This window comes from Citrobacter sp. FDAARGOS_156, from assembly GCF_001559235.2.
Taxonomy (GTDB): Bacteria; Pseudomonadota; Gammaproteobacteria; order Enterobacterales; family Enterobacteriaceae; genus Citrobacter; species Citrobacter youngae.
Window position 1 is genome coordinate 968,038 of record NZ_CP014030.2, and the last position, 25,397, is coordinate 993,434.

The 25,397-nt window shown below is 52.2% G+C and carries 24 protein-coding genes and 3 tRNA genes; 10 read left to right on the plus strand and 17 right to left on the minus strand.

Annotated features, from left to right (window positions below; all coding sequences use genetic code 11):
- Positions 1 to 7: 7 nt before the first annotated feature.
- Positions 8 to 2,158, minus strand: coding sequence for a pyruvate/proton symporter BtsT (gene btsT / locus AL515_RS04765; protein ID WP_060855430.1), 2,151 nt, complete (start codon positions 2,156 to 2,158; stop codon positions 8 to 10).
- A gap of 355 nt (positions 2,159 to 2,513) precedes the next feature.
- On the opposite strand from btsT, the gene tsr reads away from it, so the two are divergent.
- Positions 2,514 to 4,175, plus strand: coding sequence for a methyl-accepting chemotaxis protein (tsr, locus tag AL515_RS04770; RefSeq protein WP_048212794.1), 1,662 nt, complete (start codon positions 2,514 to 2,516; stop codon positions 4,173 to 4,175).
- Between the two features lie 85 nt (positions 4,176 to 4,260).
- On the opposite strand, the gene AL515_RS04775 is transcribed toward tsr, so the two are convergent.
- The 3 genes from AL515_RS04775 to AL515_RS04785 all read right to left on the minus strand — a co-directional run bounded on the left by AL515_RS04775 (position 4,261) and on the right by AL515_RS04785 (position 7,318).
- Positions 4,261 to 4,776, minus strand: coding sequence for a GNAT family N-acetyltransferase (locus AL515_RS04775; RefSeq protein ID WP_061067179.1), 516 nt, complete (start codon positions 4,774 to 4,776; stop codon positions 4,261 to 4,263).
- A 52-nt stretch (positions 4,777 to 4,828) separates the two neighbouring features.
- A complete protein-coding gene (locus tag AL515_RS04780) occupies positions 4,829 to 6,190 on the minus strand; it encodes an MFS transporter (RefSeq protein ID WP_061067180.1) in 1,362 nt (453 codons plus the stop codon).
- Positions 6,191 to 6,403: 213 nt separating this feature from the next.
- Entirely contained in the window at positions 6,404 to 7,318 is a 915-nt protein-coding gene (locus tag AL515_RS04785; RefSeq protein ID WP_003019148.1) for a GntR family transcriptional regulator, read from the minus strand.
- 137 nt (positions 7,319 to 7,455) lie between these two features.
- On the opposite strand from AL515_RS04785, the gene AL515_RS04790 reads away from it, so the two are divergent.
- Both AL515_RS04790 and AL515_RS04795 read left to right on the plus strand, forming a co-directional pair.
- Positions 7,456 to 8,478, plus strand: coding sequence for a zinc-binding alcohol dehydrogenase family protein (locus AL515_RS04790; RefSeq protein WP_048212792.1), 1,023 nt, complete (start codon positions 7,456 to 7,458; stop codon positions 8,476 to 8,478).
- A 13-nt stretch (positions 8,479 to 8,491) separates the two neighbouring features.
- Positions 8,492 to 9,937, plus strand: a complete 1,446-nt coding sequence (locus AL515_RS04795) for a tagaturonate reductase (protein ID WP_061067181.1) — start codon at positions 8,492 to 8,494, stop codon at positions 9,935 to 9,937.
- 43 nt (positions 9,938 to 9,980) lie between these two features.
- Here AL515_RS04795 and opgB read toward each other — a convergent pair whose 3' ends face one another.
- From opgB to AL515_RS04825, 6 genes are all read right to left on the minus strand, one after another.
- On the minus strand, positions 9,981 to 12,272 hold the full coding sequence (gene opgB / locus AL515_RS04800) for a phosphatidylglycerol--membrane-oligosaccharide glycerophosphotransferase (protein WP_061067182.1): 2,292 nt from the start codon (positions 12,270 to 12,272) through the stop codon (positions 9,981 to 9,983).
- Between the two features lie 240 nt (positions 12,273 to 12,512).
- On the minus strand, positions 12,513 to 13,004 hold the full coding sequence (locus tag AL515_RS04805; RefSeq protein WP_048212789.1) for a DUF2501 domain-containing protein: 492 nt from the start codon (positions 13,002 to 13,004) through the stop codon (positions 12,513 to 12,515).
- 70 nt (positions 13,005 to 13,074) lie between these two features.
- Positions 13,075 to 13,812: a DNA replication protein DnaC gene (gene dnaC, locus AL515_RS04810; RefSeq protein WP_061067183.1), complete on the minus strand. Its 738-nt coding sequence runs from the start codon at positions 13,810 to 13,812 to the stop codon at positions 13,075 to 13,077.
- Between the two features lie 2 nt (positions 13,813 to 13,814).
- Complete coding sequence (gene dnaT, locus AL515_RS04815) at positions 13,815 to 14,354, minus strand: primosomal protein DnaT (RefSeq protein ID WP_061067184.1); 540 nt, start codon at positions 14,352 to 14,354, stop codon at positions 13,815 to 13,817.
- A gap of 122 nt (positions 14,355 to 14,476) precedes the next feature.
- Positions 14,477 to 14,950, minus strand: coding sequence for a threonine/serine exporter (locus AL515_RS04820; protein WP_048212787.1), 474 nt, complete (start codon positions 14,948 to 14,950; stop codon positions 14,477 to 14,479).
- A complete protein-coding gene (locus AL515_RS04825) occupies positions 14,941 to 15,717 on the minus strand; it encodes a threonine/serine ThrE exporter family protein (protein WP_048212786.1) in 777 nt (258 codons plus the stop codon). The genes AL515_RS04820 and AL515_RS04825 overlap by 10 nt, the downstream gene beginning before the upstream one ends.
- A 443-nt stretch (positions 15,718 to 16,160) precedes the next feature.
- Here AL515_RS04825 and AL515_RS04830 point away from each other — a divergent pair, with 443 nt between their 5' ends.
- Together AL515_RS04830 and bglJ are read left to right on the plus strand one after the other, a co-directional pair.
- Positions 16,161 to 16,886, plus strand: a complete 726-nt coding sequence (locus AL515_RS04830) for a helix-turn-helix domain-containing protein (protein ID WP_061067185.1) — start codon at positions 16,161 to 16,163, stop codon at positions 16,884 to 16,886.
- A complete protein-coding gene (bglJ, locus tag AL515_RS04835) occupies positions 16,847 to 17,536 on the plus strand; it encodes a DNA-binding transcriptional activator BglJ (RefSeq protein ID WP_048212784.1) in 690 nt (229 codons plus the stop codon). The genes AL515_RS04830 and bglJ overlap by 40 nt, the downstream gene beginning before the upstream one ends.
- A gap of 45 nt (positions 17,537 to 17,581) precedes the next feature.
- On the opposite strand, the gene AL515_RS04840 is transcribed toward bglJ, so the two are convergent.
- Positions 17,582 to 18,040 (minus strand): YbaK/EbsC family protein, encoded by a 459-nt coding sequence (locus tag AL515_RS04840; RefSeq protein ID WP_061067186.1) that lies wholly within the window; start codon positions 18,038 to 18,040, stop codon positions 17,582 to 17,584.
- A gap of 365 nt (positions 18,041 to 18,405) precedes the next feature.
- Between AL515_RS04840 and AL515_RS04845 the strand changes: the two genes are divergently transcribed.
- Positions 18,406 to 19,749, plus strand: coding sequence for a PTS sugar transporter subunit IIC (locus AL515_RS04845; RefSeq protein WP_048212782.1), 1,344 nt, complete (start codon positions 18,406 to 18,408; stop codon positions 19,747 to 19,749).
- Positions 19,750 to 19,778: 29 nt separating this feature from the next.
- Here AL515_RS04845 and fhuF read toward each other — a convergent pair whose 3' ends face one another.
- Both fhuF and AL515_RS04855 read right to left on the minus strand, forming a co-directional pair.
- Positions 19,779 to 20,567: a siderophore-iron reductase FhuF gene (fhuF, locus tag AL515_RS04850; RefSeq protein WP_061067187.1), complete on the minus strand. Its 789-nt coding sequence runs from the start codon at positions 20,565 to 20,567 to the stop codon at positions 19,779 to 19,781.
- Positions 20,568 to 20,675: 108 nt separating this feature from the next.
- Positions 20,676 to 21,752 (minus strand): GGDEF domain-containing protein, encoded by a 1,077-nt coding sequence (locus AL515_RS04855; RefSeq protein ID WP_048212780.1) that lies wholly within the window; start codon positions 21,750 to 21,752, stop codon positions 20,676 to 20,678.
- 252 nt (positions 21,753 to 22,004) lie between these two features.
- Here AL515_RS04855 and AL515_RS04860 point away from each other — a divergent pair, with 252 nt between their 5' ends.
- Positions 22,005 to 22,241 carry a DUF1435 domain-containing protein gene (locus tag AL515_RS04860; RefSeq protein WP_086523828.1) on the plus strand — a complete coding sequence of 79 codons (237 nt, stop codon included), beginning with the start codon at positions 22,005 to 22,007 and terminating at the stop codon, positions 22,239 to 22,241.
- 39 nt (positions 22,242 to 22,280) lie between these two features.
- Here the strand turns inward: AL515_RS04860 and AL515_RS04865 are convergent.
- The 4 genes from AL515_RS04865 to rsmC form a co-directional block, all read right to left on the minus strand.
- A tRNA-Leu gene (locus tag AL515_RS04865) sits at positions 22,281 to 22,366 on the minus strand.
- Positions 22,367 to 22,398: 32 nt separating this feature from the next.
- A tRNA-Leu gene (locus tag AL515_RS04870) sits at positions 22,399 to 22,484 on the minus strand.
- 28 nt (positions 22,485 to 22,512) lie between these two features.
- Positions 22,513 to 22,599, minus strand: a tRNA-Leu gene (locus tag AL515_RS04875).
- 139 nt (positions 22,600 to 22,738) lie between these two features.
- Positions 22,739 to 23,770, minus strand: coding sequence for a 16S rRNA (guanine(1207)-N(2))-methyltransferase RsmC (rsmC, locus tag AL515_RS04880; RefSeq protein WP_061067188.1), 1,032 nt, complete (start codon positions 23,768 to 23,770; stop codon positions 22,739 to 22,741).
- A 102-nt stretch (positions 23,771 to 23,872) separates the two neighbouring features.
- Between rsmC and holD the strand changes: the two genes are divergently transcribed.
- The 3 genes from holD to yjjG are packed head-to-tail and all read left to right on the plus strand — an operon-like array spanning position 23,873 to position 25,396.
- Positions 23,873 to 24,286: a DNA polymerase III subunit psi gene (holD, locus tag AL515_RS04885; RefSeq protein WP_048212778.1), complete on the plus strand. Its 414-nt coding sequence runs from the start codon at positions 23,873 to 23,875 to the stop codon at positions 24,284 to 24,286.
- Entirely contained in the window at positions 24,255 to 24,701 is a 447-nt protein-coding gene (gene rimI / locus AL515_RS04890) for a ribosomal protein S18-alanine N-acetyltransferase (RefSeq protein WP_003829985.1), read from the plus strand. Before holD ends, rimI begins: the two co-directional genes overlap by 32 nt.
- A 14-nt stretch (positions 24,702 to 24,715) precedes the next feature.
- Positions 24,716 to 25,396, plus strand: a complete 681-nt coding sequence (gene yjjG / locus AL515_RS04895; protein WP_061067189.1) for a pyrimidine 5'-nucleotidase — start codon at positions 24,716 to 24,718, stop codon at positions 25,394 to 25,396.
- Position 25,397: the final 1 nt, after the last annotated feature.

Genomic DNA, 25,397 nt, shown 5'->3' on the forward strand with positions numbered 1-25,397 from the left:
CTTCAGGTTAGTGATGTGAAGAGGTTTTCACGCCGCCTTCTGGCACCGGTACATACGGTGTTTCTTTATCAGAGCGACCGTTGATGGTGCGGGCTTTCTGCCAGGTACGGAACCCGTAGAAAATGATGCTGTACACTACCACCAGGAACAGAATACTCAGGCCTGCGTTGGTGTAGTTGTTGATGACAATATGGTTCATATTGGCAATCTGCTGTGCGGTCAGTTCGCCGCCGTTAGCAATCTTCTCTTTGTACTGATTCGCCATGAAGAAGAAGCCTTCCATCTGCGGGTTGGTGCTGAACAGTTTCAGACCCAGCGCCCAGGTGGTGCAGATAAGCAGCCATACTGCCGGAACCACGGTAACCCAGATGTATTTGGTGCGCTGCATTTTAACCAGCACCACGGTGCCCAGAACCAGCGCCACGGCAGCCAGCATCTGGTTAGAGATACCGAACAGCGGCCACAGGCTCTTCACGCCGCCCAGCGGGTCAACCACGCCTTGATACAGCAGGTAACCCCACAGACCTACGCAGCCCGCAGTACCCACGACGCCAGCAACCAGGGAGTCGGTTTTCTTCAGGAATGGGACGAAGTTACCCAGTAAATCCTGCAGCATAAAGCGGCCAGAACGGGTACCCGCATCCAGTGCGGTCAGGATGAACAGTGCTTCGAACAGGATACCGAAGTGGTACCAGAAGCCCATGTCAGCCATCGGCAGCACTTTGTGGAACACGTGGGCGATACCAACGGCCAGCGTCGGTGCGCCACCTGCGCGGTTCAGAACGGACGGCTCGCCGATGTCTTTCGCGGTTTGCAGGATCTGCTCAGGCGAAATCACAAAGCCCCAGGAGCTGACGGTTGCCGCTGCGTGTGCGGTAACGTCTTTCAACTGCGCCATAATCAGCGGAGCGTTCTCACCGCTCATTTCATGCAGGTTCGGCATGGTGATGCCAAGGCCCGCAGGCGGGGTGTTCATTGCGAAGTACAGACCCGGTTCGATGATGGAGGCTGCAACCAGCGCCATAATCGCCACGAAGGATTCCATCAGCATCGCGCCGTAACCAATGAAACGCGCGTCGGTTTCACAAGCCAGCAGCTTCGGTGTGGTACCGGAAGCGATCAGCGCGTGGAAGCCAGATACCGCACCACACGCGATGGTGATGAACAGGAACGGGAACAGTGCGCCTTTCCACAGTGGGCCAGTACCATCAACATACTGAGTCATTGCTGGCATTTTCAGTTCCGGGTTGAGGATAACAATCCCCACCGCCAGACCGACGATAACGCCGATTTTCAGGAAGGTCGCCAGATAGTCGCGCGGGGCGAGGATCAGCCATACCGGCAGCAGCGCAGAGATAAACGCGTAACCGATCAGGGTAAAGGTAATGGTGGTGTCTTTAAAGGTCAGCGCCGGGCCCCAGTACGGGTCGTGCGCAATCACGCCGCCGAAGTAGATAGAAGCAACCAGCAACACAATACCAATCACCGACACTTCGCCCACGCGTCCAGGGCGCAGGAATCGCATGTAGATCCCCATGAACAGCGCGATAGGTACGGTTGAGCAGACGGTGAACACACCCCACGGGCTTTCAGCCAGTGCTTTCACCACGATCAGTGCCAGTACCGCGAGGATGATGATCATGATTAAGAAGCAGCCAAACAGCGCAATGGTTCCCGGCACCGGGCCCATCTCTTCTTTGATCATCTCACCCAGAGAGGCGCCGTTACGGCGAGAAGAGATAAACAGCACCATGAAGTCCTGCACCGCACCGGCCAACACTACGCCAGCCAGCAGCCACAGCGTACCGGGCAGGTAGCCCATCTGCGCGGCCAGTACCGGCCCAACCAGCGGACCCGCACCGGCGATAGCGGCAAAGTGGTGACCAAACAATACGTTACGGTTGGTTGGAACGTAGTTCAGACCATCATTGTTGATGACCGCCGGCGTGGCGCGCGTCGGGTCAAGTTTCATCACCTTTTGGGCGATGTAGAGACTGTAGTAACGATAGGCCACCAGATAAACGGAGACAGAGGCGACCACGATCCACAGGGCGCTGATGTGTTCACCCCGACGTAATGCCACTACCGAGAGGCAGAATGCACCGATGATTCCGAGAATGACCCAGGGTATGTGCTTGAATATCTTTTTCGTATCCATAGTAAAACCTAATAATTGGCCGAGGCCGCTGGGGGGTTGATTGTGTGTTTGAGGAGATAAGTTGACTGCTATGTTGGGAGGATCTTGCCAGAGAGTTACGCGCGTAAAGTAAGGTAAATAAGTGAGTGGTTGTATGTCAGCTTAAGCGGTCCCAAGTGTCAGTGAGCGGTTCCTGGTGCCGGTGAGTGGGGATAATTATGTGATTGAGATCACTGATAAACGCCTTTAGATCCTGGGCTGACTGCGGGGATCGACGAATCGTCGATGCTGAGATCGATTCAGTTAGCACGAATTCCATAAAGTTTTCCCTTTCCAGGCCGAAAATTCTGACATCTGTCTAGCGGAAAGAGAAAACATGTTAAAACGAATGAAGATTGTTACCAGCTTACTGCTGGTATTGGCGCTATTTGGCGTTTTACAACTGGCCTCGGGCGGGTTGTTCTTTAACTCACTAAAGAATGACAAAGAGAACTTTACCGTTCTGCAAACCATTCGCCAGCAGCAGTCTGCGCTGAATGCCACCTGGGTTGAACTGCTGCAAACGCGAAACACCCTTAACCGGGCGGGTATTCGTTACATGATGGATCAGAACAATATCGGCAGCGGTGCGACCGTTGCTGAACTGATGCAGGTAGCGAGCACAGCGCTGAAACTGACGGAAAAAAACTGGGCGGTTTATGAATCTCTCCCGCGTGACCCGCGTCAAAGTGAAGCCGCTTTCCAGGAGATCAACCGCACCTATGACATCTATCATGGTGCGCTGGCGGAGCTGATCCAACTGTTGGGTGAAGGGAAGATCAACGCATTCTTTGATCAACCGACGCAAAGCTATCAGGATGGTTTTGAGAAGCAGTATGTCAATTACATGCAGCAGAATGACCGCCTGTATGACATTGCGGTTGAAGATAACAACAGCTCTTACAGCCAGGCGATGTGGGTACTGGCGTGCGTGCTGATTACCGTGCTGGCGGCGATTGTTGCGGTCTGGTTCGGTATCAAACTTTCTCTTATCTCTCCGATGAACCGTCTGATTGACAGCATTCGCCATATCGCCAGCGGCGATCTGGTAAAGCGCATTGATGTAGAAGGCTCCAACGAGATTGGGCAACTGGCAGAAAGCCTGCGTCACATGCAGGGTGAACTGATGAACACCGTGGGTGATGTGCGTAATGGTGCTAACGCTATCTATAGCGGTGCCAGCGAGATTGCGATGGGCAATAACGATCTCTCTTCACGCACTGAGCAACAGGCGGCTTCTCTGGAAGAAACCGCGGCCAGTATGGAACAGCTGACGGCGACCGTGAAGCAGAACGCCGAAAACGCCCGTCAGGCCAGCCATCTTGCGCTGAGTGCCTCAGAAACGGCGCAGAAAGGCGGAAAAGTGGTGGATAACGTAGTGCAAACTATGCGTGATATCGCTTCCAGTTCGCAGAAAATCGCCGACATTATTAGCGTCATCGACGGCATTGCCTTCCAGACCAACATTTTGGCACTCAACGCCGCTGTAGAAGCCGCACGTGCGGGCGAGCAGGGCCGTGGATTTGCGGTGGTTGCGGGTGAAGTACGTAACCTGGCCCAGCGTAGTGCGCAGGCCGCGCGCGAGATCAAGAGCCTGATTGAAGACTCGGTCAGCCGCGTGGATGTCGGTTCAACGCTGGTTGAAAGCGCCGGTGAAACCATGGATGAGATCGTCAATGCGGTGACCCGCGTGACCGATATCATGGGTGAAATCGCCTCCGCTTCTGACGAGCAGAGCCGCGGGATCGACCAGGTCGGTCTGGCCGTCGCCGAGATGGATCGCGTGACGCAGCAGAACGCCTCGCTGGTGGAAGAATCCGCCGCTGCCGCTGCCGCGCTGGAAGAGCAGGCCAGCCGCCTGACTCAAGCCGTTGCGGTGTTCCGTATTCAGCATGACCAACAGCGCGCGCGTGACGTTGCGGCCGCTAAACCGGTTTCAACGGTCCAGCCGCGTAAAGCCGCGGTAGCGGATGCCGGGGATAACTGGGAAACGTTCTAAGACTGTGATGCCGGATGGCGCTATCGCTTATCCGGCCTACGGGAAAGTTATGTCGACCCGATAAGGCGTAGCCGCCATCGGGCAATTAGCGCAACATCAGGCGCATGGCGCAGCGTGATTCATATGCCAGGCCATGCGCCGCTTCCTCTTCTCTTTTCTGGCGCAACTTTGCAGGAAGTGTCTCGTCAGCCAGCAGTTCAAAACCCAGTCGCGCGTACAATGGCGCATTCCACGGCACATCGCGGAAGGTGGTCAGCGTAAGCGACGTATAACCTTTTGCGCGCGCCTGTTCGGCAACATAGTCAAGCAATCTGCGGCCAATGCCTTTTCCCTGCCACGCCTGATGCAGCGACAGTTCTGCAATAAACAGCGATGAATCCAGCGTTTCGGCGACTAAAAAGCCGACTGGATGCTCATCGGCCTGCGCCAGCCAGCTCAAGCCAGCGGCGGCAAATGCCTGATGCTGAGCAACTGATATAATCTGGTCGTCAGCAATCCACGCCAGTTCCGGGATCTGTAAAAAACGTTGGCTCGCCGATCGTTCGATGGCGGGAAGCGCGGCAGTGTCTGCCAGCGTGGTGGCGCGTAAGATGATGTTCATTTGTCGAGCATAACATGCCCGATAAGCGCGGTGTTATCGGGCATTGTGAGGATTAATCTTTACGCGGATCGCTGATGGGCTGGCGCACCAGGAAGATGTAGGCGAGAGCGCCCACCATGGTGACGCAGCCGCAGATGATCAGCGCCAGACGGAAAGAGTTGGTGGTATCAACAATAAATCCGGTGACGATCGGGGCGAATGACGCGCAGATGAAGCTGGCGAAGTTCTGGATGCTTCCCACGGAGGCGGTCATGCGTGAAGCCACCGCAACATGGATCAGACCCCAACAGGACGTTCCGGCGAAGTGGATGCAGAACAGCGCCATGCCGATCAGTAACACCGCGGCCATCGACGTTGTGGCCTGCGGCACAACGAAGGTGAAGGCCGCAGAACAGAACATCCCGGCAATAATACAAATCTTACGGCTCTTAATCGGCGCCATACCGCCTTTCACCAGCCAGTCGGTGACAAAACCGTTGATCAACATGCCGGCTGCGCCAAACAGGAACGGGATCGCTGCCATTAATCCGGTGCTTTTTAAATCCAGGTTATAGGAGGTTTGCAGGTAGCCTGGCAGCCAGGCCAGATATAACCATGCGGTGTAGTTGATGCCGCTAAAGCCCAGCATCATGCCCCACATCGTGCGATTGCGAAACAGGCTGCGCCATTCGGCAAAGCTCAGGGGATCGCGACGGGCATTGACGCTACCGGCGTTCAGGTACGCCTGTTCGGTGGCGCTCAACTCAATTTGCTCGCGGTTGCGATACAGCATGTACCAGCCGATGGCGAGGAAAATGCCCAGCACGCCGATGGTAATAAACATCCAGCGCCAGCCCATTACCAGCATCATGGCAGCCAGAATCGGCGGGCTAATGGCTACACCGATGGTGGAAGCGGCGTTGAATAACCCCATCGGGCGACCGCGCTCTTTGATGTTAAACCAGTCGTTGATGACCTTTACGCCGCACGGGTTCATCGGCGCTTCGCCGATCCCCATCCCGATACGCACCAGCACAAACTGAGTGAAGCTGTGTACCATGCCGGACATCGCCTGAAACAGCGACCAGAAGAACATCCCCAGCCCAAGCATAATGCGCGGACCTTTGCGATCCAGCAGCGGGCCGCAGGGGAGCTGGGCAATACCGTAAGCGAGAGAAAAAACCGACAGCAGCACGCCGATTTGCGTGGCGCTCAGCCCCAGTTCTTCACGAATCGTTAAGTTAGCGACCGACAGAGAACTGCGGTCGAGATAATTAATTACCGCAGCAAGAAATAATAAAATCATTGCCGTGGTCTGAATACGTTTTATTCGGCTACTGCGTTGCACCATGCCTTCAGGCGGAACATTAATATCCGCAGATGACGACGTGCCAAACGAAGAACTCGGGTCGAGGGTAATATTATTTTTTTCCACGCCGGACTCCTGAACCTCAATAATTTATTATTCACACAGCCGGGCTGTGCAGTATTGAAAAAATACCAGTGATGAAACAATTTACTCATCACCGCTCACAAAAGTTTTTAATGCAGTCGACTTAGCGTGAGCATAGGCAAGAGGTATTTTTCCGGCGTTTTTATTTTTATAAAATCGTGCTCCCGGTAATAGTTTGCTGTTTTTTATCGGTACTTAATGTGCTGCGCTATGACTTTGGTTGATGGAGCGAATCATCGATTGTTTGGCTGAATTCAAATGGTTACACAGCGCCAGAGTGGCATCCAGGTCGCTGCGGCAAATCAGCGCGCTGAGGATGGTCATATGCTCATCGATGGCAATGATGTTGCGCTGCTTAAGGTCGCTTTCGTCCCATTGATAGTGGAAGTGGAAAATCACGGAGATGATTTCAAGTGATTGATTGAAAAATATATTATCGGCAGCAGAGAGCAGTAAAGCATGAAACTCGCGGTCTAACTGCGAGAACATACGAAAGCTGCTGCCGATGCTGTCGCGCAGGATCCGGTGGCGCTCGAGTAGCGTTTTTGCCTGCAGCCAGCGTGGGTCATCGTCGGGCAGATTGAGAAAATGCTGCAGGGAATGGGTTTCCAGCATTTCTCTGAGTTCAAACAGTTGTTCCGCATAGGCCTGATCGAACTGCTTCATGCTCCACTGACCGCGTTTTTCGTTTTTTATCAGGTTGTAACGTTCGAATTTTAAAAGATATTCCCGTACCACTACCGGGCTTACCCCCGCGGCTCTGGCAAGCTGCAGTTCGGAGAAACTCTCGCCCGCGCGCAGCTGGCGCTGGTTGATCATGGTGAAAAACGCCTGCTCAAAAATCCGGTTTTGCTCGGTCATGGAGGCGGTGGTGCAGGCAAAACCGTCGTCATGGTCAGGTTTACGCACGATGACATAGTGGCTACCGACCTGGGTCAGCACCCCGCACTCGCCTAAGTGGCTCAGCATATGGCGCACGGTGGTGCGGCTGATGTTGTACATCTCCGCCAGCGCGCTTTGCGAAGGAAGTGGGGAAGGGATATGACCCCGCGCCATATCATCGATTATCTGGTTAATCACGTTGTGGCGTAAGTTTTGTGAACGGCTCATGGCTTCTCCTTTTTGGCTATTAAAACCCGATTTAAAACATTTTTATGCGCTGGAATTCACAGATTGTGTTTCTGCTTTCTCCGGCTTTTTTATTTTCGTTGATATCTGAGGCAACAGAAAAAAAGGAGAGCAGAATCATGTCTACGATGAATACGTTGATTTGCCAGGAACCTAAAAAATTAGTCTGGAAAGAGCGCGAAATACCTATTCCGGGTGAGGGTGAAGCACTCATTAAAATTAAGTCGGTAGGAATTTGTGGTACCGATATTCATGCCTGGGGCGGCAATCAACCTTTTTTCAGTTACCCACGAGTGTTAGGTCATGAAATATGTGGGGAAATTGTCGGGCTGGGAAAAAATATCCAGAATATGAAAAATGGACAGCAGGTGGCGGTTATTCCTTACGTGGCCTGCCAGCAGTGTCCGGCATGCCTGAGCGGGCGTACCAACTGCTGCGAGAAGATTTCGGTGATTGGCGTCCATCAGGATGGCGGTTTCAGTGAATATCTTTCTGTTCCGGTTACCAATCTGCTGGATGCGCAGGGGATTGACCCACAGGCGGCGGCGCTGATTGAGCCTTATGCCATCAGCGCGCATGCGGTACGCCGGGCGGCGGTGGCACCAGGTGAGCAGGTGCTTGTGGTTGGCGCCGGTCCGATTGGCCTGGGGGCTGCAGCGATTGCCAAAGCCGATGGCGCACAGGTGGTGGTCGCCGATACCAGTCCCGCGCGCCGGGAGCATGTGGTTTCCCGGTTGGGACTTCCGGTTATCGACCCATCCGCTGACGATTTTGATACGCAGCTGCGAAACCAGTTTGGCGGTTCGCTGGCGCAAAAGGTGATTGATGCCACGGGGAATCAGCATGCGATGAATAACACGGTGAATTTGATTCGCCATGGCGGCAGCATCGTTTTTGTTGGGTTGTTTAAAGGCGATTTGCAGTTCTCAGACCCTGAGTTCCACAAGAAAGAGACCACCATGATGGGCAGTCGCAACGCCACACCGGAAGATTTCGCCAAAGTGGGCCGCCTGATGTCGGAAGGCAAATTGACCGCCGACATGATGCTTACGCACCGTTACGCATTTGCCACACTGGCAGAAATTTACGAGCGGGATGTGATCAACAACCGTGAACTGATTAAAGGCGTGATCACGTTCTGAGAGGGAAAACAGGATGAAGACATTGAATCGATGTGATTTTCCGGGAGCCAGCTACCCAACGCGCGTGATCCAGTTTGGAGAAGGTAACTTTCTGCGGGCGTTTGTCGACTGGCAACTGGATATCCTCAACGAGCATACCAGTCTGAACGCGGGCGTGACCATCGTTCGGCCAATTAATACCGATTTTCCGCCGTCGCTGAATACCCAGGACGGGCTGTATACCACACTGATTCGCGGGCTAAACGAGCAGGGTGAGGCGGTAAGCGAGGCGCGGCTGATCCGCTCGGTAAATAACGAAATCAATCCCTATCAGGACTTCGCGGCGTATCTGGCGCTGGCGCACAATGCGGATATCCGCTTTGTGTTTTCAAATACTACCGAAGCTGGAATTAGCTATCACGCGGCAGACAGTGTGGATGATGCGCCGCCGGTGAGCTTCCCAGCCAAACTGACACGCCTGCTGCTCGAACGCTTTAATCACTTTGCCGGGGCAGCGGATAAGGGCTGGGTGATTATCCCGTGCGAGCTTATCGACTATAACGGTGAGGCGCTCAAAACGCTGGTGCTGCAGTATGCGCAGGAATGGCAGCTTCCCCCGGCGTTTGCCGACTGGGTGGAGACGGCAAACACGTTCTGTTCCACGCTGGTCGACCGTATTGTCACCGGCTACCCGCGTGAAGAAGCTGCCGCGCTGGAAGCTACGCTTGGTTATCACGATGCGTTTCTCGATACCGCGGAGCATTTTTATCTGTTTGTTATTCAGGGGCCGCAGTGGCTGGCAGAGGAGCTGAAGCTGGCGCAGTGTCCGCTGAATATCCGTGTGGTGAGCGATATCAAACCGTACAAAGAGCGTAAGGTCGCTATTCTCAATGGGGCGCATACGGCGCTGGTGCCGGTGGCGTGGCTGTGCGGACTGGAGACCGTCGGTGAGGCGATGCAGGATGCCGATGTCCGCCGCTTTGTCGAACAGGCGATTAGCGAGGAAATCATACCGGCATTGGATCTCCCGGCGGATGAACTGCATGAATTTGCCGACGCGGTAAGCGGGCGTTTTCAGAACCCTTACATCCGTCACCAGTTGCTTTCCATTGCGCTTAACGGGATGACTAAATTTCGTACCCGAATTTTGCCGCAACTGCTGGTGGGTGAGCAAAATGGGCGCTGGCCCGTGCGGTTAACGTTTGCCCTCGCTGCGCTGCTGGCATTTTATAGTGCAGAGCGCGACGGGGAACGCTATCCGATCCAGGATGATGAACAGTGGGTAAGCCTGTATGCCAGCCTGTGGCCGCGAGTAGGTAATGATTTAACGCTGCGTGAACTGGTGGATACCGTGCTCGGCGATACGGCGCACTGGGGTGAAGATTTAACGTTGCGGCCAGGGCTTGCCGGACAGGTGACGGCTAACCTGGAGATGATTCTGGTGCAGGGTATGCGCCAGGCGGTGAACGGTCTGGAATAAGGTTGCCATGCAGCGCCCGGTGTGGTGTTGGGCGCTGTTTTTTTTATCCCTGAGCAGCCACTACTTTGATTTCAACCATCCCGATCCCCAGCTTACGCGGCGAGTGGCCGAGAATGTTGCCCTCGTTAGTGGCAACCGGATCGGGCGGGACAATCACCAGCGTATTGGCGTCCGTCGGATTATCAAAATGCAAGGTGGTCGTGCTGACCTCCTGGCTTAATACCAGCGTTTGTTCTTGGCCACCGACGCGTACGGGAATAGGGCGATTCGCGTTGTCACCAAAAGCTTTCGCGGTGATAACCAGATCGAATTTCTTCGGTAGCGGAGTTTTGTATTCGATTTTGACTTCTTCACTCAACTGGGCGTTAGACCAGCGTCCCCAGGACTCAGGGCGTGAAATTCCGCTAAACTGTTTCACCTCTTCCGGCGCGCCCGCTACGTTGAAAATGAAGCTGTCAGCTTTGTAGCGAATATCGTTATCGACAATTTTTAGCGTATCGACGTTACCTTTATAGCGTTCGATGTCGATCACCGTGTCTTTAAATGTCGTCTTCCCTTTCCAGTTGGCTTTATCGACATGCTGCACGATCTGCTGCCCGCCCAGTTGCCCCTGTGATACGCACCAGTCGGTAGAGAGTGCCAGTTCTGGCGCCCACAGTTGCGCCATTTTGTAACAGCGGTCTATCCAGACGAAGTTATCGCGTGGGGCGAAATCCGCCAGCTGGAAGCGCAGCGGGGCTGAGTACTCACTTTCCGGCAGCGGTTCGACGCGTTGATCCGAGACCCGGAGCAGCAGCGGCAGACGGAAATGGCTCCCTGAGAAAGAGATCATCTCTTTGTCCCGATCGATGGTGAATGCTTTCATCTCTTTCGGGAAATTCCACAAACGGATGATATTGGGCTTCCACGCCAGCATTTTCTCTTTGATGTTCAGGAACACTTCCGATACGGATTCGCTAGACAGGCTGCTGCGTCCAAGGCCGATAAAGTTATCGCCGCCGAGAATATCCAGTACGGTAGCACCGTTATCCATGGTGTTACGCTTCACCGCCAGCGTATCCTGCTGTGGCTGGTCGCCGCGCAGCACGAAGAACAGGTTGTTGCGATCCTGCTTGTTCAAGTACTTCCATGCGGTGTTGTTCATCGCCAGATGATCGGAAGATACCACGATCACGGTGTCTTTGAACCACGGTGAGGCTTTGATTTTATTGATAAATTCGGCGATATTTTCCTGGCTGCAGCTGACCGCGCTGAACGACTGGTTGGCCTTCCCGTCGATGTCATAACGTTTACGGTTGCAGCTACGTGAGATAAATCCATCCGGATGATGGGTATCCACGGTCAGGGTAAACAGTGAAAAACGCTGGCCCGAGCGCGAAAGCTCTTCGAATTTTTTCCATGCTTCGTCCAGCACGGTATCGTCGTAGAAGCCCCAGTCGTTACGATAGGCCGGGTCCGCCACCACGCTTTTTAACTCTTGTGCACCGTACAGATGGTCAAAGCCGTGAGATTTCAGGAACACGTCTTTGCCAGCAAAGCGCAGGTTGGCACCCTGCACAAAGTAGTTTTGATAGCCGGAGTTTTTCAGGATATCGCCCAGACAGATATTGTTAGGGAAGAAACTTGAGACCGACGCCGAGGCGTTGCCTTCAAATGGCGCAAACAGCGGAATACCGCACTGGGAGGCGACCATGCCAGCGATGGTGTAATCGGTACCCGGCAGTTGCATGGTATTGCTGAAATCCAGACCTTCATTTTTTAACGCGCCGAGTTCCGGGGTCAGATCCGGGAATGCGTCGTTGTTAAAATAGGTGCGCTCCAGACTTTCGCCGTAGATATAAACCAGGTTCAGCTTCGGATTGGGGATCGTTTTTGATGGCTCTTTGTAATAGGCCGCAAAATCGGGATCGCCATCGCGTGACTGGGATTTAACCAGTTCAGTTATCTGGTGGAACGCCGGGCTGGCATCAACAGAAGCCAGCGCCAGCAGCAGGGCCAGCAGACTGTAACCCACATGATGCGGATGATGGCGACGGCGACGCAGTATCCAACCCAGCGTGACAAAAACGGTGGTCAGCGCCAGGGCTATCCCGACGCCTGGCAAAATATATTTTCCGATACCCGCGCCAGCCAGGCTGTTGGTCAGGGTGTACAGAACCGCGTCATTGATCCCGTCGCCGGTGAAATAGTTACTGGCATACAGCGTGATATTCAGGACAATAAAAATCCCCAGCACCGATAACGTGGCGGCAAACCACCAGGTGTTGCGACCCGCTTTCCAGGCGTAAATCAGCACTGAAGCGAGAAACAAAGTGATGGAGATGAATTCTGACAACGGTCGATCCTCAGTAAACCCGGCACACGCCTGGCAGGCTAATCATTTCTGGACAGTACAATGTAATAGCGTTGTTATATTGCTGCAATTGTAGTGACATTTAATTACGTTGTTATTCAGAATTGGTTTAGATATGCGGGTTTTTGCGGGCAATCACTCCGCATGTGGTAGGTAAATATCTTCGTGGGATTGATTGCTGCCGCGCCGGTGGTGAAATGGCCGGGCGCGGCATTTGTGGCATCAGGAAATGAAGTTCATCCCCTGTTTTAACACCAGATCGCAGGCCTTGGTTTTAACTTTCTGCGCCAGCGAGCTGTTACCGATGGTGTTCAGGTCCAACTGTTGACCATCTTTGGCGTTGAGCAGACCCTGAATACCGTCCATATAGTTGGTGTCTTGTTTCTGCTCAGGCGCGCTGAGGCCCAGTTTATCCAGCACCTGGTTTTTGACGTTTTGCGTGTCGGTGACCGAGGCCAGCTTCTGTTTCGCGCAATATTCCAGGATCCCGGCGGCGTTATTCATGCTGCTGGAGGTCAACGACTGATTGCTGCCATTCAGCAGGCTGGTCAGGGAAGAGAGCGATGAGCTGCTTTGTGAGCCGGAGCTTTGTTTGCTCAGCTCACTGGCCGCGCTGGAGAGCGAATCCTGCCAGGAGGCGGCAAAAACGCTGGTGGAGATGAGCGTGCCGGCGGCAAGCGCACAGCACAGCAGACGTTTGGTAGTTTTCATCATTATATGCAACTCGTGTTATGCCTTTTCAGCGCAGTATAGCGCTGGCAGTCTTAGGAGTGGTCCTAATACGTTAATACTCTTTACCGGTGACCCGACTACGGTAGCTTTCCCAGTTAAAAATGACCCACAGGCTGTTGCCAAGGCGCATACGGTCCATTACGCGCTCACCCAGCAGTTTGTTCATTTCATCCATATTGCTGTTAGTTAACATGCCGGTCGGACGTTTTGAGGATGAACGGCGATCGACAATCTGATTAATAATCACTTTTTCATAGCGGGATTCTGTCTGCATGCCGATCTCGTCGATCACCAGCAGATCCACATTACTCAGATCGTTGAGCAACTGTTCTTCGCTGGTTTCACGATTGCTGAACGTTTCTTTCATCGCCGACATGATATCGGCGACGGTAATAATCAGTACCGACTTGCCGCGCAGCAGCAGTTCGTTGCAGATGGCGGCGGCCAGATGGTTTTTACCCGTGCCGGGCTTGCCAGAGAAGATAAAACTGGCGATGTTGCCGTCAAACTCTTCAACGTACTGGCGAGCTTTGCTCAGGGCATTCATCTGACCTTCGCACTCCACTCGATAGTTATCGAACGAACAGTTCTGATGCAGCGGACGGATACCGGAACGGTTGAATGTACGCTGCATTTTCATGGCCCGGTTTTCGCGGGCCAGCGCGGCGGCGCGAATTTCACCTTGCTCTTTTTGCCATGCCAGCAGTTCTTCGCCTGTTTTGAAGGCTGGCTCAACATTGGGTGGCATCATTTTTTGCAAACGTTTCATCAGGTCGCCAACGTTTTTCATCGTTATCCTCTAAAACCCGGTGGAATGTGGCTGTCAGGTTCACTGACGCTGTTCACATCGCGCTTTGGCATTCCGCCATTGCTGGCCCGTCCAATCTGGATGCTGCGCGCCAGTTTTTGCTGCCACTGAATATGGTGAAAGACTTTGCCTTCGGCTTGCCAGTAGGCAACAAATGAAGCCAGTTCCTCGGCGGTGACGGGCTCTCTTAACGCCACGCCCCACAAGGCGGCCTGACGCTGGAAGTCAGCATCTGGCTGCCAGTCAGCGTACATAGCAAATTTACCCATTGGCACGGCAACCGGTGCCGCTTGCGGCTCTTCATAAAATTGGGCATCTAATGTTACATCGCTTCCCGGGCGTGACAGCTTCTCTTCAAGTGCCAGCAACTCTGCCAGCCGTGCAGGCGTCACCGCGTAAAACGCTGGCGCGTTGTTGGCGAATACGGCTACGGCACCGCCCGCAGACCTGGCCAGCACAGTTTGGTGATCGTGTAGTAAGGCGTCAATGCTCGTGACGTCCGGCGTCAAAATTTTGCAGGGCATAATGTTTCTCAATACTGAACAACAACCGAGAAGGAACTGCTTTTATAGTAACACAGAGAGAGAGGAGAGCAGCAGATGAGGGAAGGTTCCCCCATCTGCAAAGGGGTAAACAGGTTCATTCGTTATACGCGCGGACGTTTGCGATACAGCCATAATCCTGGCACGGAAAGTCCAATTGAGAGTGCGCCCACAATCGATGAGGCTTTCAGAAAATTGGTCAGCAGGGTGATCATCAGCGCTTCGCTATACCCGAAATGACCGATCTTTACGGCGGATATCATGGCGGTGTAGGCGGAGATCCCCGGAAACATAGGGATCACTGCCGCAACGGTGAAGACTTTCGGATGCGCCAGATACCAGCGCGACCACTGGATCCCAATGCAGCCGACCAGCAGCGAGGCCATAAAGGTGGACCATTCGATATTAAACCCTGCAGTCATCATGACCATTCGTGAGCCGTGACCGAGTGCGCCGAGTAATGCACACCATGGGAGCGCCCGATGGGGGACATTGAATACCATGGCAAAGCCAAGCGCCGGGATCGCCGACAGGATCATGTCCTGCATCAGCGCCAAAATGAAATCGATCACGCCCATCCGCGCAGCCCCCATAAGGTCATCGACACGATCACGCCAATACAGGTCGCCAGCGTAAGCAGACTGGCAATCGCCCAGCGAGCGAGCCCGGTATTAATGTGTCCTTTAAACATATCCGCAACCGAATTGATTAACGGAAAACCGGGGACCAATAACAGCACGCTGGCGGCCATGGCTACGGTAGGTGTGTGATTAAACGTCGGTAGCGTAAGCAGCAGGCCGGATATGGTGGTCGCGACAAAAGCGGTAATACAAAAGTTGATTTGTGGATGCAAATGCCGGGAAGCCAGGATCTGGCGAATGTACATGGCGATCATGCTGGCGAAAAAGGTGATCATCGCGCCATCCCAGCCGCCGTTATTGAGTTTACAAAAGCAGGCGCAGGACAATCCTACCATGAAAGCAACCAGCCATCTGGGATAGCGTAGCGGTTTGATTTGGTTAAACCGTTTCTCTACCCCTTTTTCATCCAACAGATTATGCTCTGCCAAAATAACGATGTGTTGCACTTCCGTCACGACGTGCATATTGATGCCACGATCCTGATTTTTTCGGGTTGATGTCAGGCATTGTCCGTCTTTGATCGTCGTCAGGACGATGGCATTCGATGATATGGCACTTTCTACACTGTCCATCCCAAGCGCCAGACCCAGGCGGGTGGAGAGTTCATCGACCAACGCGCTTTCTGCGCCATGTTGCAGTAAAAAAAGCCCGCATTGTATACATAACCGTGTAACCGTTCTTTGTGACGACTGCTCTGTTTGCATAGCTCGCTCTGACTAAAAGATGCTCTCTTAATGAAGAATATCTTCTTTTTATCATGAAGCGTGAGTCGGTTGGCTCTGGATAAGATCAATTTTTGTGTTGAAAAAAGAAACAAGTCACTTGGTGGTTGTAGGAAATCGTATCGTGGGACACACTCCTGAACCAGGGCTAAATTTTTCGAGATGAACAGTAATTACGTAAGGAATGCTAATAATTTAATGTAGTTATTTTAATTGTACAATGAATGTACATGTGCGTGATTATGGCATGATAAATTTATAGTGTGATGTTATTGGGAACGTAGCATCGCCATTTTCTATTTAGAATAAGGATAAATAATTCATCCTGTCTATTGTTTAACGCATGTCTATTTATTAATTATTTTATTTGATTGTAGGTGATACTTGCGCGCGCAAGATTGAAGACATGTGAATATGGAGGAGTTATGTTGCCAGGACGCTGCAAGAACGCAATTATTATTAGTAAATTACCTATCATACAAATTGGGCTTAAAGGGGTAATGCAAGCGCATTTCTCTGATTACAAACTGACCTACTGCCGCGCCGTAGAAGAACTAACATTGATGCAACTGCGACGTTCAGATCTGGTTATCGCTGATTTAACCGGAGACTGCAGTCATCCGCGTGCGGTCTGCGAACAATATTATTCTTTGTTACCTCAATATCGTGATATTCACTGGGTCTTTCTCGTTTCTCGAAATTATTATCCTGTGGCCGTTGAGATGCTGATGTGTCCAATCAGTACGCTGTTATCTGATGCCGAACCGATTGATAGTTTAGTAAATGCTATTGATGCAGGGAATGTTTATGCCGACAGAATTAGCCCGGTATTGCTCTCTCCGGTAATAGCACCAGAAAAACAGGATCATAGCGTACACTCAATTATTCTGACGCTATCTGAACGGAAAGTGTTACGGCTTCTGGGAAAGGGCTGGGGGATTAATCAGATTGCCACATTACTTAAAAAAAGTAATAAGACAATCAGCGCCCAGAAAAATAGTGCGATGCGTCGTCTGTCAATACACAGCAATGCGGAGATGTATGCCTGGATAAATAGTTCTCAAGGAGCACGAGAGTTGAATCTACCTTCAGTTTATGGAGAGACCACGGAATGGAAGACAGAAGTATCAAAAGAAATGTCGCACTGGTAGAAAAGTGTGTAATGAGCAGCGTGGGTATTTATAATTTATTTAATGCCAGACCGAACAACCAATACCAACTTCATCCCTTTTCAGGACAGCCAGCCTTAAGCCAGGCGATGTCACAGACGTCATTTTCCGCGGTTATTTTTTCACTTTCCGCGAAAAGAACCGATCGCCGCACCGGACTGGCTTATCTGACAGAGCTGGCGGTGAAACACCCTCGCATCAAGCGGGTGGTCATTGCCGATGATGATGACGAGGCGCGGCTAATTGGCTCGCTGTCACCGCTACCACTGGATGCCGTGATTAGCAAAGCATCCACGCTGAGTATGTTGCAGGAAGAATTATTTGCAGCGCTGGATTGCGCCAGAGGGGAAACAGAAGACACGAAGAAGCTCTGGTATATCAATCAATGCCGTATGCTTAGCCCAACCGAGCGCGAAATTCTGCGCTATATGTCGAATGGTTATTCGATGCTGCAGATCGCGATTGAGCTTGAGCGAAACATTAAAACGATTCGCGCGCATAAATTTAATGTGATGTCCAAACTGGGCGTTAGTTCGGATGCCGGATTACTGAATGCTGCCGATATCTTGCTGCATGTGCGCTCTGCAGAACCGTCATCTTTTCGTCGTACTGCCCCGTTATGGCGTGCTTGAGAAGATGCGTACCGGCGTAGTCATTGGCATGGAAAGGTAAATCGATCACTGGCACACATCAACCCAGGTTGCCGCAGTCAGTTCTGCTATTCTTTCTGGTGCAATGCGAACCGCGCTGTGAGTGGCTCCTGCTGCAGGGAGCACTTCTGTATAGTGTTTCAACGAGACATCACAGTACACCGATATGGGTGTCTCCAACCCGAAAGGACATACGCCTCCTACGGGATGACCTGTTGCGTTGACTACTTCATCGCTACTCAGCATGCGCGCTTTGGCGCCAAATGTATTTTTCAGTTTTTTATTATCGAGGCGAGCATCTCCTCTGGCGACGATCAGGATAATGTCGTTTTTCACCTTTAGTGACAGCGTTTTTGCTATCTGCCCTGGTTCGACATTATGGGCATTGGCTGCCAGATCGACGGTGGCGGTGCTTTGATCTAATTCGATGATTTCAATATCTGGCGCATGTTGCGCTAAAAACTGCCGTACTGATTGTAAACTCATTCTTCTCTCCCTCTCGCTTATCCGCAGTCCTGCATAGCAGAAAACCGCCTGGCGTAATTTGTCATAGGGGCAGCGTTACTGTAAATATTTTATTGTAACAATACAGCAACATTGGCAGTTTCTCGATCACCTTCACAATCAAAGAAACCGGTTACAGTAACCGGTTGCGGAATACTGAAATGGCGATTAATACTGAAGCTGTCACTCCCTCTGTATCACATAATAAGAGCCATCTATGAAACTTAACTCAAAAAGCGGTAAGGCTGGTTTTTCTCCCGGCACGGTTGCGAAAAGTAGGAATGGGTTTTACGTGGTGGTGTTGATACCAGCACGGTTGCAGGGTTTAGCACAACGGGAGAACGGCTATGTCTACTAACCATGCTGTATTTAATGTGATTTTCCGCTTTGTTGAAAGCTACGTTAGCCCTGTCGCCGGGCGCATTTCTTCACAACGCCATGTGATGGCAATACGTGATGGTTTCATTTCGGCGATGCCGTTTATGATTGTAGGGTCTTTTCTGCTGGTTTTTGCCTATCCGCCTTTTTCGCCGGATACCACCTGGGGGTTTGCCCGCGCATGGCTGGATCTGGCAAAACAATTTGAAGGCCAGATACTCACGCCGTTTGATATGACGATGGGGATCATGTCGGTCTACATATGTGCGGCTATTGCCTATAACCTGGGCAAGCACTATGTGAAGTCGCATCAGTTAGATCCGTTTATGTGCGCGATGCTGTCGATCATGGCGTTTTTGTTGATTGCCGCACCGAAAACCAAAGGTACGATGCCGGTTGATAGCCTCGGCGGTACGGGAATTTTCACTGCCATCCTGGTGGCAATTTATTGCGTTGAAATGATGCGCTTCCTGAAGGCGCACAACATCGGGATCCGCTTACCCGATCAAGTGCCGCCGATGATCAAAAACTCATTTGATCTCCTGATCCCGGTACTGGTGGTGGTGCTGACGCTGTACCCGCTGAGCCTGGTGATACAGTCGCAGTTTGATATGCTGATCCCGCAGGCCATTATGGCCATCTTTAAACCACTGGTGTCCGCAGCGGATTCTCTGCCGGCGATACTGCTGGCAGTACTGATCGGCCATCTGCTGTGGTTTGCCGGTATTCACGGCGCGGCTATTGTGTCGGGAATGCTGCAAATGTTCTGGCTCACCAATCTCGGGATGAACCAGTCGGCGCTGGCGCAGGGTGCGCCGTTGCCGCATATCTTTATGGAAGCGTTCTGGACGTTCTTCATTGTGGTTGGTGGTTCCGGCGCGACGATGGGGCTGGTGATTTGCTATCTGCGCAGCCGCTCGGCCCATCTACGATCGATTGGGCGTTTGAGTGTGGTCCCCAGTATTTTCAACATTAACGAGCCGGTGATTTTCGGTACGCCGATTGTCATGAATCCAGTGTTCTTTATTCCCTTCCTGCTGGCCCCAATGGTGAACGCGGTGCTGGCCTGGGCGGCGATGAAACTGGATCTAATTGGGCGGGTGATTTCAGTGGTTCCCTGGACCGCACCGGCACCCGTTGGCGCGGCATGGGCGTTAGGCTGGGATTATCGTGCGGCGATCCTGGTGGTCGTGTTGGCGCTGGTTTCTGCCATCATTTACTTCCCATTCTTTAAGGTTTATGAGAGGCAACTGTTGGCGCAGGAAAAAGAAGAAGCACAGCGGATAGAAGAGGAAAATCAGCAGGTTGCATAAAGTGTTGGCGGGGGGCTATGGCTCCTCGCTTATTTTAGCGTGCAGTCGCCGCATTGCTGAACATCGGGCAGGCGATAGCGCTGGCAGCAGGTTCTGCGTACTAACAGCCCCTCGCGTGGAACGACGGTACGCCATAGAGGATTATCCTGACCGCAGGAAAGTTGTTTCTCAAAAAAGCAGGTCTGGCGCAGCGTGTTCAACAGTTCTTCACCTAACAACGGCTTCATTTCCGTTAAGTACCAGTGAATTAAGTATCCCGTATTGCTCCAGACAAGTTTCGCATTGATCTCACCCGTTGATTCCAGTGCCTGAACGACCGGTGTCAGGGCTGACAAAATCAGCGTTTCCATACGTTGTTGCGGTGAGAGTGCCGTGGTCTGGTGATCCTGATGTACATCTATCCAGAAACATGCGGCACGCCCGGTTTCGTGAAACTCCACGTGCATATGTTCAGGAGAGACGTCGATAGCCTCTTTTTGCGTCAGCAGAGCCACCATAAGCGGGGGCATCATCAGGCCGATATACCATTGCGCCCAAAGGGAGATCAGCGGTTTATTTTCGCGTACTAACGTGGGGTGGTTGCGGTAGATGTGGTCTGAATAAACGGCCAGAAGCGAACTTAACGTTGTCGGTTGCGTCCATTCATGTGATGTCATTGCACCTTGCGGCGGGGTCTCGTCAAGGCGAATGAAATCCAGCAAGTGTTCGCGGGTTTGGGCTATGGTCGCACGCACGGAAGCCGCCAGCGAGGGCATCTCTGAAGGGAGATGGCTGTGCCAGATGACATCTTCAACGATGGGTGCGGAACGGTAAGCCATGGCGATATAAGGATGTTAATCTAAATGATAATGATTTCTAATCCTATAGATGGGGGTAAACGATGGCAAGATCTTTGTCGCAAGATCGGGCAGTTCCGCACGGAAAACTCAGGAAGAGGTGCAGTTTATCCGCAGCTCATCGCTGACCAGAGTGTTGTTTCGACCCATATTCTTGGCCTCATAAAGCGCTTTGTCTGCTCTGGTAATCGCGGAGTCAATATCCTGTTCCACCAAAGGCGCAATACCGATGCTGACCGTCACATTGGTTGCTACGCTCTCATTAAACATATGTGGAATTTTAAGATCGTACACTTTCTGGCGAATACGCTCGGCGGCAGCCTGGGCCTGTTGGGGGTCGACCGCGGTCAGCAAAACCATAAACTCTTCGCCACCAAAACGTGCCACCACGTCCCGGGAGCGTACGGAATCACGAATCGCGGCAGAAACGCGAATCAGCGCCTGATCGCCCATCATGTGTCCGTAATGATCGTTATAGGCCTTGAAATGGTCGATATCCATCAGCAGGACGTAGTGCTTCGAGTTGCTCAGGGCCAACAGCGTATCGAGTCTGTGTTGCAGCCCCCGGCGATTGTACAAACCGGTTAGCGGGTCGAGCATGCTGAGTCCGTTCAGGGTTTCCCGTTCTTCCAGTAGTTTGTACATCAACTGCTGGGCGAAGCCGTCGTAGCGCTTTTGTATCACATGCTGGATGGCGATCCCGGCCATGGGTAGCGCCATAAAATAGAAAATTCGCAGACCATGCTCGCTGCCGTTAAGCCATAAACAGACGACGACTGAGGGTAACGAATGCAGCGTAAAGGCGATGATATTGTTAGCAAAAGCGATAGAACCAATAAACAGCACGCTGAGAAGTGCGATTAACAGGAAATAATAATCATTATGACCTAGCGCGTTATATTTCAGAAAAATATGTAATGCCCATAGCAAGCCAAAAACGATTGAAATAAAAGGAAGATTAATTTTTTTATTCGCATATTTGCCATGCCATGCCAACAGCAATGTACTGGCGGCCAGGATGAGCAACGCCGGGACAGATACGGCTTTGACGGCAAAAAGTGGGAAAACAAGCGTAAACAGCGCGGAGACTGCATTGAGAAGCAGAAACAGACGTAAAGAAAGTTGATATTTCTTAGTGCGCAGAGTTCGCCAGGATTGTACTGTCATAGGTAAATATTGTTATTTATCTGCAATATACGAAGGTGTGTTTGTAAGGAAAAATGATGAGCGAAAAATCATTCGTTCAGGTCGTTATTGTTTTTTGATGAAAAGCTAACCGGCGAGCAATTTATCACCTTAAACTATTTATGTCATCAATCGTTAAGTAAAACTCATAGAATTGATAGCCTTTCCTGGCTGACAAATGAGAAAATTTATCATATGATATTGGTTATCATTATCAATGTCATAGGTGAAACCATGTTGCAACGTGCGCTGGGCAGTGGATGGGGGGTTTTGCTGCCGGGGATAGTGATTGCCGGGCTGGCATTTACTGATCTGTCACTCGACGCATGGAAGGCGATGATTGTATTAGGATTACTACTGACTTCACTCATGTTATACCACAAGCGTTTACGGCACTTTGTCTTATTACCTTCATGCGCGGCGCTGATCGGCGGCATTGTTTTGGTAATGATGAACTGGAATCAGGGATGAGCAAAACAGGAAAGAAAATCGAAGGAAAGATAAGATAATTGGTGCGAGGGGGGGGACTCGAACCCCCACATCCTAAGGACACTAACACCTGAAGCTAGCGCGTCTACCAATTCCGCCACCTTCGCACAGTCATCTTATTTTTTTGATATCGCCTCGTTGGTGCGAGGGGGGGGACTCGAACCCCCACATCCTAAGGACACTAACACCTGAAGCTAGCGCGTCTACCAATTCCGCCACCTTCGCCCAGTGCGAGCAATATCAACGTGGATTATGGTGCGAGGGGGGGGACTTGAACCCCCACGTCCGAAAGGACACTAACACCTGAAGCTAGCGCGTCTACCAATTCCGCCACCTTCGCATACCATCGATACTCAAAAAGTATCGTTACCACGGAGGCGCATTCTAGTTGTTTTCAACTTTTCGTCAATAGTTAATTGTCCAGGCTGGGCCGATTGATGCAAAAACGGCCACGTGAATGGCCGTTCGCTGCGAGACAATTACGCTTTTTTCGCCTGGCGCGTCATGATGGTGCGATAGACCTTGAAGCGCCCGGTCTGCGCGATAACTTCGTGGAAGCCAAACACTTCATCCAGTACTTTCGGATAAGGCAGGAAGGCGTTGGCTACAATTCGCAGTTCGCCACCGCTGTTAAGGTGACGCACCGCGCCGCGAATCAGCGTTTGCGCGGCATCCAGGCTGGTCTGCATGCCGTCATGGAACGGCGGGTTGGAGATGATCATATCAAAGCGACCCGTCACGTCAGAAAAGACGTTACTGGCGATGACGTCACCTTCAATACCGTTGGCGGCAAGCGTTGCGCGGCTGGCTTCAACAGCGGAGGCGCTAACATCGCACAGGGTTAAGCGCACTTTTGGCGAGTGGCTGGCAAGCGCGACGGAGAGGATACCCGCGCCACAGCCGACATCCAGAACTTTGCCTTTGGTGTGCGGCGTCAGCGTGGAGAGCAGCAGTTGGCTGCCAACATCCAGGCCGTCACGGCTGAATACGCCCGGCAGCGTTTTGATGGTCAGATTGTCTGTCTGGTATTCGTCCCAGTATTTTTCAGCATCAAAGACCGGCTGCTTTTCCAGACGACCGTGGTACAGGCCACAGCGACGTGCGCTGTCGACTTTGTTCAACGGCGCGTATTCGGCCAGCATCTGCTCGGCGCTACGTACGCCGCTGCGGTTTTCGCCAACAACAAAAATATCGGTACCCACCGGTAACAGCGAAAGAAGGTTCATCAACTGGAACTGGGCTTCAGGTTTATTCTTCGGCCAGTAGTAGATCAGCGTATCGCTATCGCCGACGTCATCGGCTTGAGCGATGAGGCTGAAGCGGACGTTGTCGCCCATCTGGCGGTTAAGCACCTGCCAGTGGTGAAGCTGCTGAGTATGCGCACGGCTGGCGGCGCTTTCAAAATGGGCAGGCAGGTCATCCTGCAAATCACCGGCAAACATAATACGGCTTTGTTCGAAATCATCACTGTGGCGCAGCAAGACTTCACTTGCCGGGGTAAAAGCAGACATGGAGTGCTCCTTAAATTGTACAGCGGGGGATTATAGTTGTTTGATGGCACGGATTCGACAAATTTGCTATATTTGCGCCCCTGATTACAGGAGCGCTTCGCTATGACATCCCGACGAGACTGGCAGTTACAGCAACTGGGCATTACGCAGTGGTCGTTGCGTCGTCCTGGCGCACTGCAGGGCGAAATCGCGATTTCCATTCCTGCGCATGTCCGTTTGGTGATGGTTGCGGAACAGTTACCCGCGCTAACCGAACCATTGATGAGCGATATTTTACGCGCATTAACCGTCAGCCCGGATCAGGTTTTACAACTGACGCCTGACCGTGTCGCCATGCTGCCGCAAGGTAGTCGCTGTAATAGCTGGCGGCTGGGAACCGAAGAGCCGCTGCTGCTGGAGGGCGCTCAGGTCGCGAGTCCTGCGTTTAATGAATTACGGGAAAACCCCGCGGCCCGCGCCGCGTTATGGCAACAAATCTGCGCATATGAACACGATTTCTTCCCTCGAACCGACTGATTTACCTGCAGCATTTCAGATTGAAAAACGCGCCCACGCTTTTCCCTGGAGTGAAAAAACATTTGCCAGCAACCAGGGCGATCGTTACCTCAATTTTCAGTTGAGGGTTGATGACGTGATGGCGGCCTTTGCGATTACGCAGGTCGTGCTGGATGAAGCTACGCTGTTCAATATTGCCGTCGACCCTGACTTTCAGCGCCGTGGGCTGGGGCGTGAGCTGCTGGAGCATCTGATCGATGAGCTGGAAAAGCGTGGCATTTTGACGCTGTGGCTTGAAGTGCGCGCCTCAAACGCCGCCGCTATCGCGCTGTACGAAAGCTTAGGCTTTAACGAGGCGACGATCCGTCGCAATTACTATCCAACGGCCGATGGTCACGAAGACGCCATCATCATGGCGTTGCCAATCAGCATGTAAGACAAGGTGTAATGATGAAGAAGTGGGACTGGATTTTCTTTGATGCCGACGAAACGCTGTTTACATTTGACTCGTTTACCGGCTTACAGCGGATGTTTCTCGACTATAGCATTACCTTTACCGCTGAAGATTTTCAGGACTACCAGGCCGTGAATAAACCGCTGTGGGTGGATTATCAAAACGGTGCAATTACCTCATTACAGTTGCAGCATGCCCGTTTTCAGAGCTGGGCCGAACGCCTGAAGGTTGAACCGGGCCAGCTTAATGATGCATTCATCAATGCGATGGCGGAGATCTGCTCGCCGTTGCCGGGGGCGGTTTCTCTGCTCAATGCGATTCGTGATAAAACAAAAATTGGCATTATTACCAACGGCTTCACGGCGTTACAGCAAATCCGCCTTGAGCGGACGGGGCTGCGCGATTATTTCGATCTGCTGGTGATTTCTGAGCAGGTTGGGGTGGCAAAACCCGATCCCCGTATTTTTGACCATGCGCTGGAGCAGGCGGGCAATCCTGACCGTTCTCGCGTGCTAATGGTGGGTGACACCGCAGAGTCCGATATTCTTGGCGGCATTAACGCCGGGCTCTCCACCTGCTGGCTAAATACGCATCACCGCGAGCAGCCAGCAGGCATTCAGCCGACCTGGACGGTCACGTCATTAAGCGAACTGGAGCAGCTCCTGTGTAAACACTGAT

Bases quoted from the DNA above. Each gene is read 5' to 3' on its own strand.
- AL515_RS04790 (WP_048212792.1), top strand. From the start codon at position 7,456: ATGTCTACGATGAATACGTTGATTTGCCAGGAACCTAAAAAATTAGTC.
- AL515_RS04825 (WP_048212786.1), bottom strand. From the start codon at position 15,717: ATGCAAACAGAGCAGTCGTCACAAAGAACGGTTACACGGTTATGTATA.
- AL515_RS04840 (WP_061067186.1), bottom strand. From the start codon at position 18,040: ATGAGTTTACAATCAGTACGGCAGTTTTTAGCGCAACATGCGCCAGAT.
- dnaT (WP_061067184.1), bottom strand. From the start codon at position 14,354: ATGCCCTGCAAAATTTTGACGCCGGACGTCACGAGCATTGACGCCTTA.
- AL515_RS04860 (WP_086523828.1), top strand. From the start codon at position 22,005: ATGTTGCAACGTGCGCTGGGCAGTGGATGGGGGGTTTTGCTGCCGGGG.
- fhuF (WP_061067187.1), bottom strand. From the start codon at position 20,567: ATGGCTTACCGTTCCGCACCCATCGTTGAAGATGTCATCTGGCACAGC.
- AL515_RS04805 (WP_048212789.1), bottom strand. From the start codon at position 13,004: ATGATGAAAACTACCAAACGTCTGCTGTGCTGTGCGCTTGCCGCCGGC.
- rimI (WP_003829985.1), top strand. From the start codon at position 24,255: ATGAACACGATTTCTTCCCTCGAACCGACTGATTTACCTGCAGCATTT.
- AL515_RS04775 (WP_061067179.1), bottom strand. From the start codon at position 4,776: ATGAACATCATCTTACGCGCCACCACGCTGGCAGACACTGCCGCGCTT.
- rsmC (WP_061067188.1), bottom strand. From the start codon at position 23,770: ATGTCTGCTTTTACCCCGGCAAGTGAAGTCTTGCTGCGCCACAGTGAT.
- AL515_RS04785 (WP_003019148.1), bottom strand. From the start codon at position 7,318: ATGAGCCGTTCACAAAACTTACGCCACAACGTGATTAACCAGATAATC.
- AL515_RS04855 (WP_048212780.1), bottom strand. From the start codon at position 21,752: ATGACAGTACAATCCTGGCGAACTCTGCGCACTAAGAAATATCAACTT.
- AL515_RS04795 (WP_061067181.1), top strand. From the start codon at position 8,492: ATGAAGACATTGAATCGATGTGATTTTCCGGGAGCCAGCTACCCAACG.
- tsr (WP_048212794.1), top strand. From the start codon at position 2,514: ATGTTAAAACGAATGAAGATTGTTACCAGCTTACTGCTGGTATTGGCG.
- dnaC (WP_061067183.1), bottom strand. From the start codon at position 13,812: ATGAAAAACGTTGGCGACCTGATGAAACGTTTGCAAAAAATGATGCCA.
- AL515_RS04830 (WP_061067185.1), top strand. From the start codon at position 16,161: ATGTTGCCAGGACGCTGCAAGAACGCAATTATTATTAGTAAATTACCT.
- bglJ (WP_048212784.1), top strand. From the start codon at position 16,847: ATGGAAGACAGAAGTATCAAAAGAAATGTCGCACTGGTAGAAAAGTGT.
- AL515_RS04845 (WP_048212782.1), top strand. From the start codon at position 18,406: ATGTCTACTAACCATGCTGTATTTAATGTGATTTTCCGCTTTGTTGAA.
- holD (WP_048212778.1), top strand. From the start codon at position 23,873: ATGACATCCCGACGAGACTGGCAGTTACAGCAACTGGGCATTACGCAG.
- yjjG (WP_061067189.1), top strand. From the start codon at position 24,716: ATGAAGAAGTGGGACTGGATTTTCTTTGATGCCGACGAAACGCTGTTT.
- AL515_RS04820 (WP_048212787.1), bottom strand. From the start codon at position 14,950: ATGGGCGTGATCGATTTCATTTTGGCGCTGATGCAGGACATGATCCTG.
- btsT (WP_060855430.1), bottom strand. From the start codon at position 2,158: ATGGATACGAAAAAGATATTCAAGCACATACCCTGGGTCATTCTCGGA.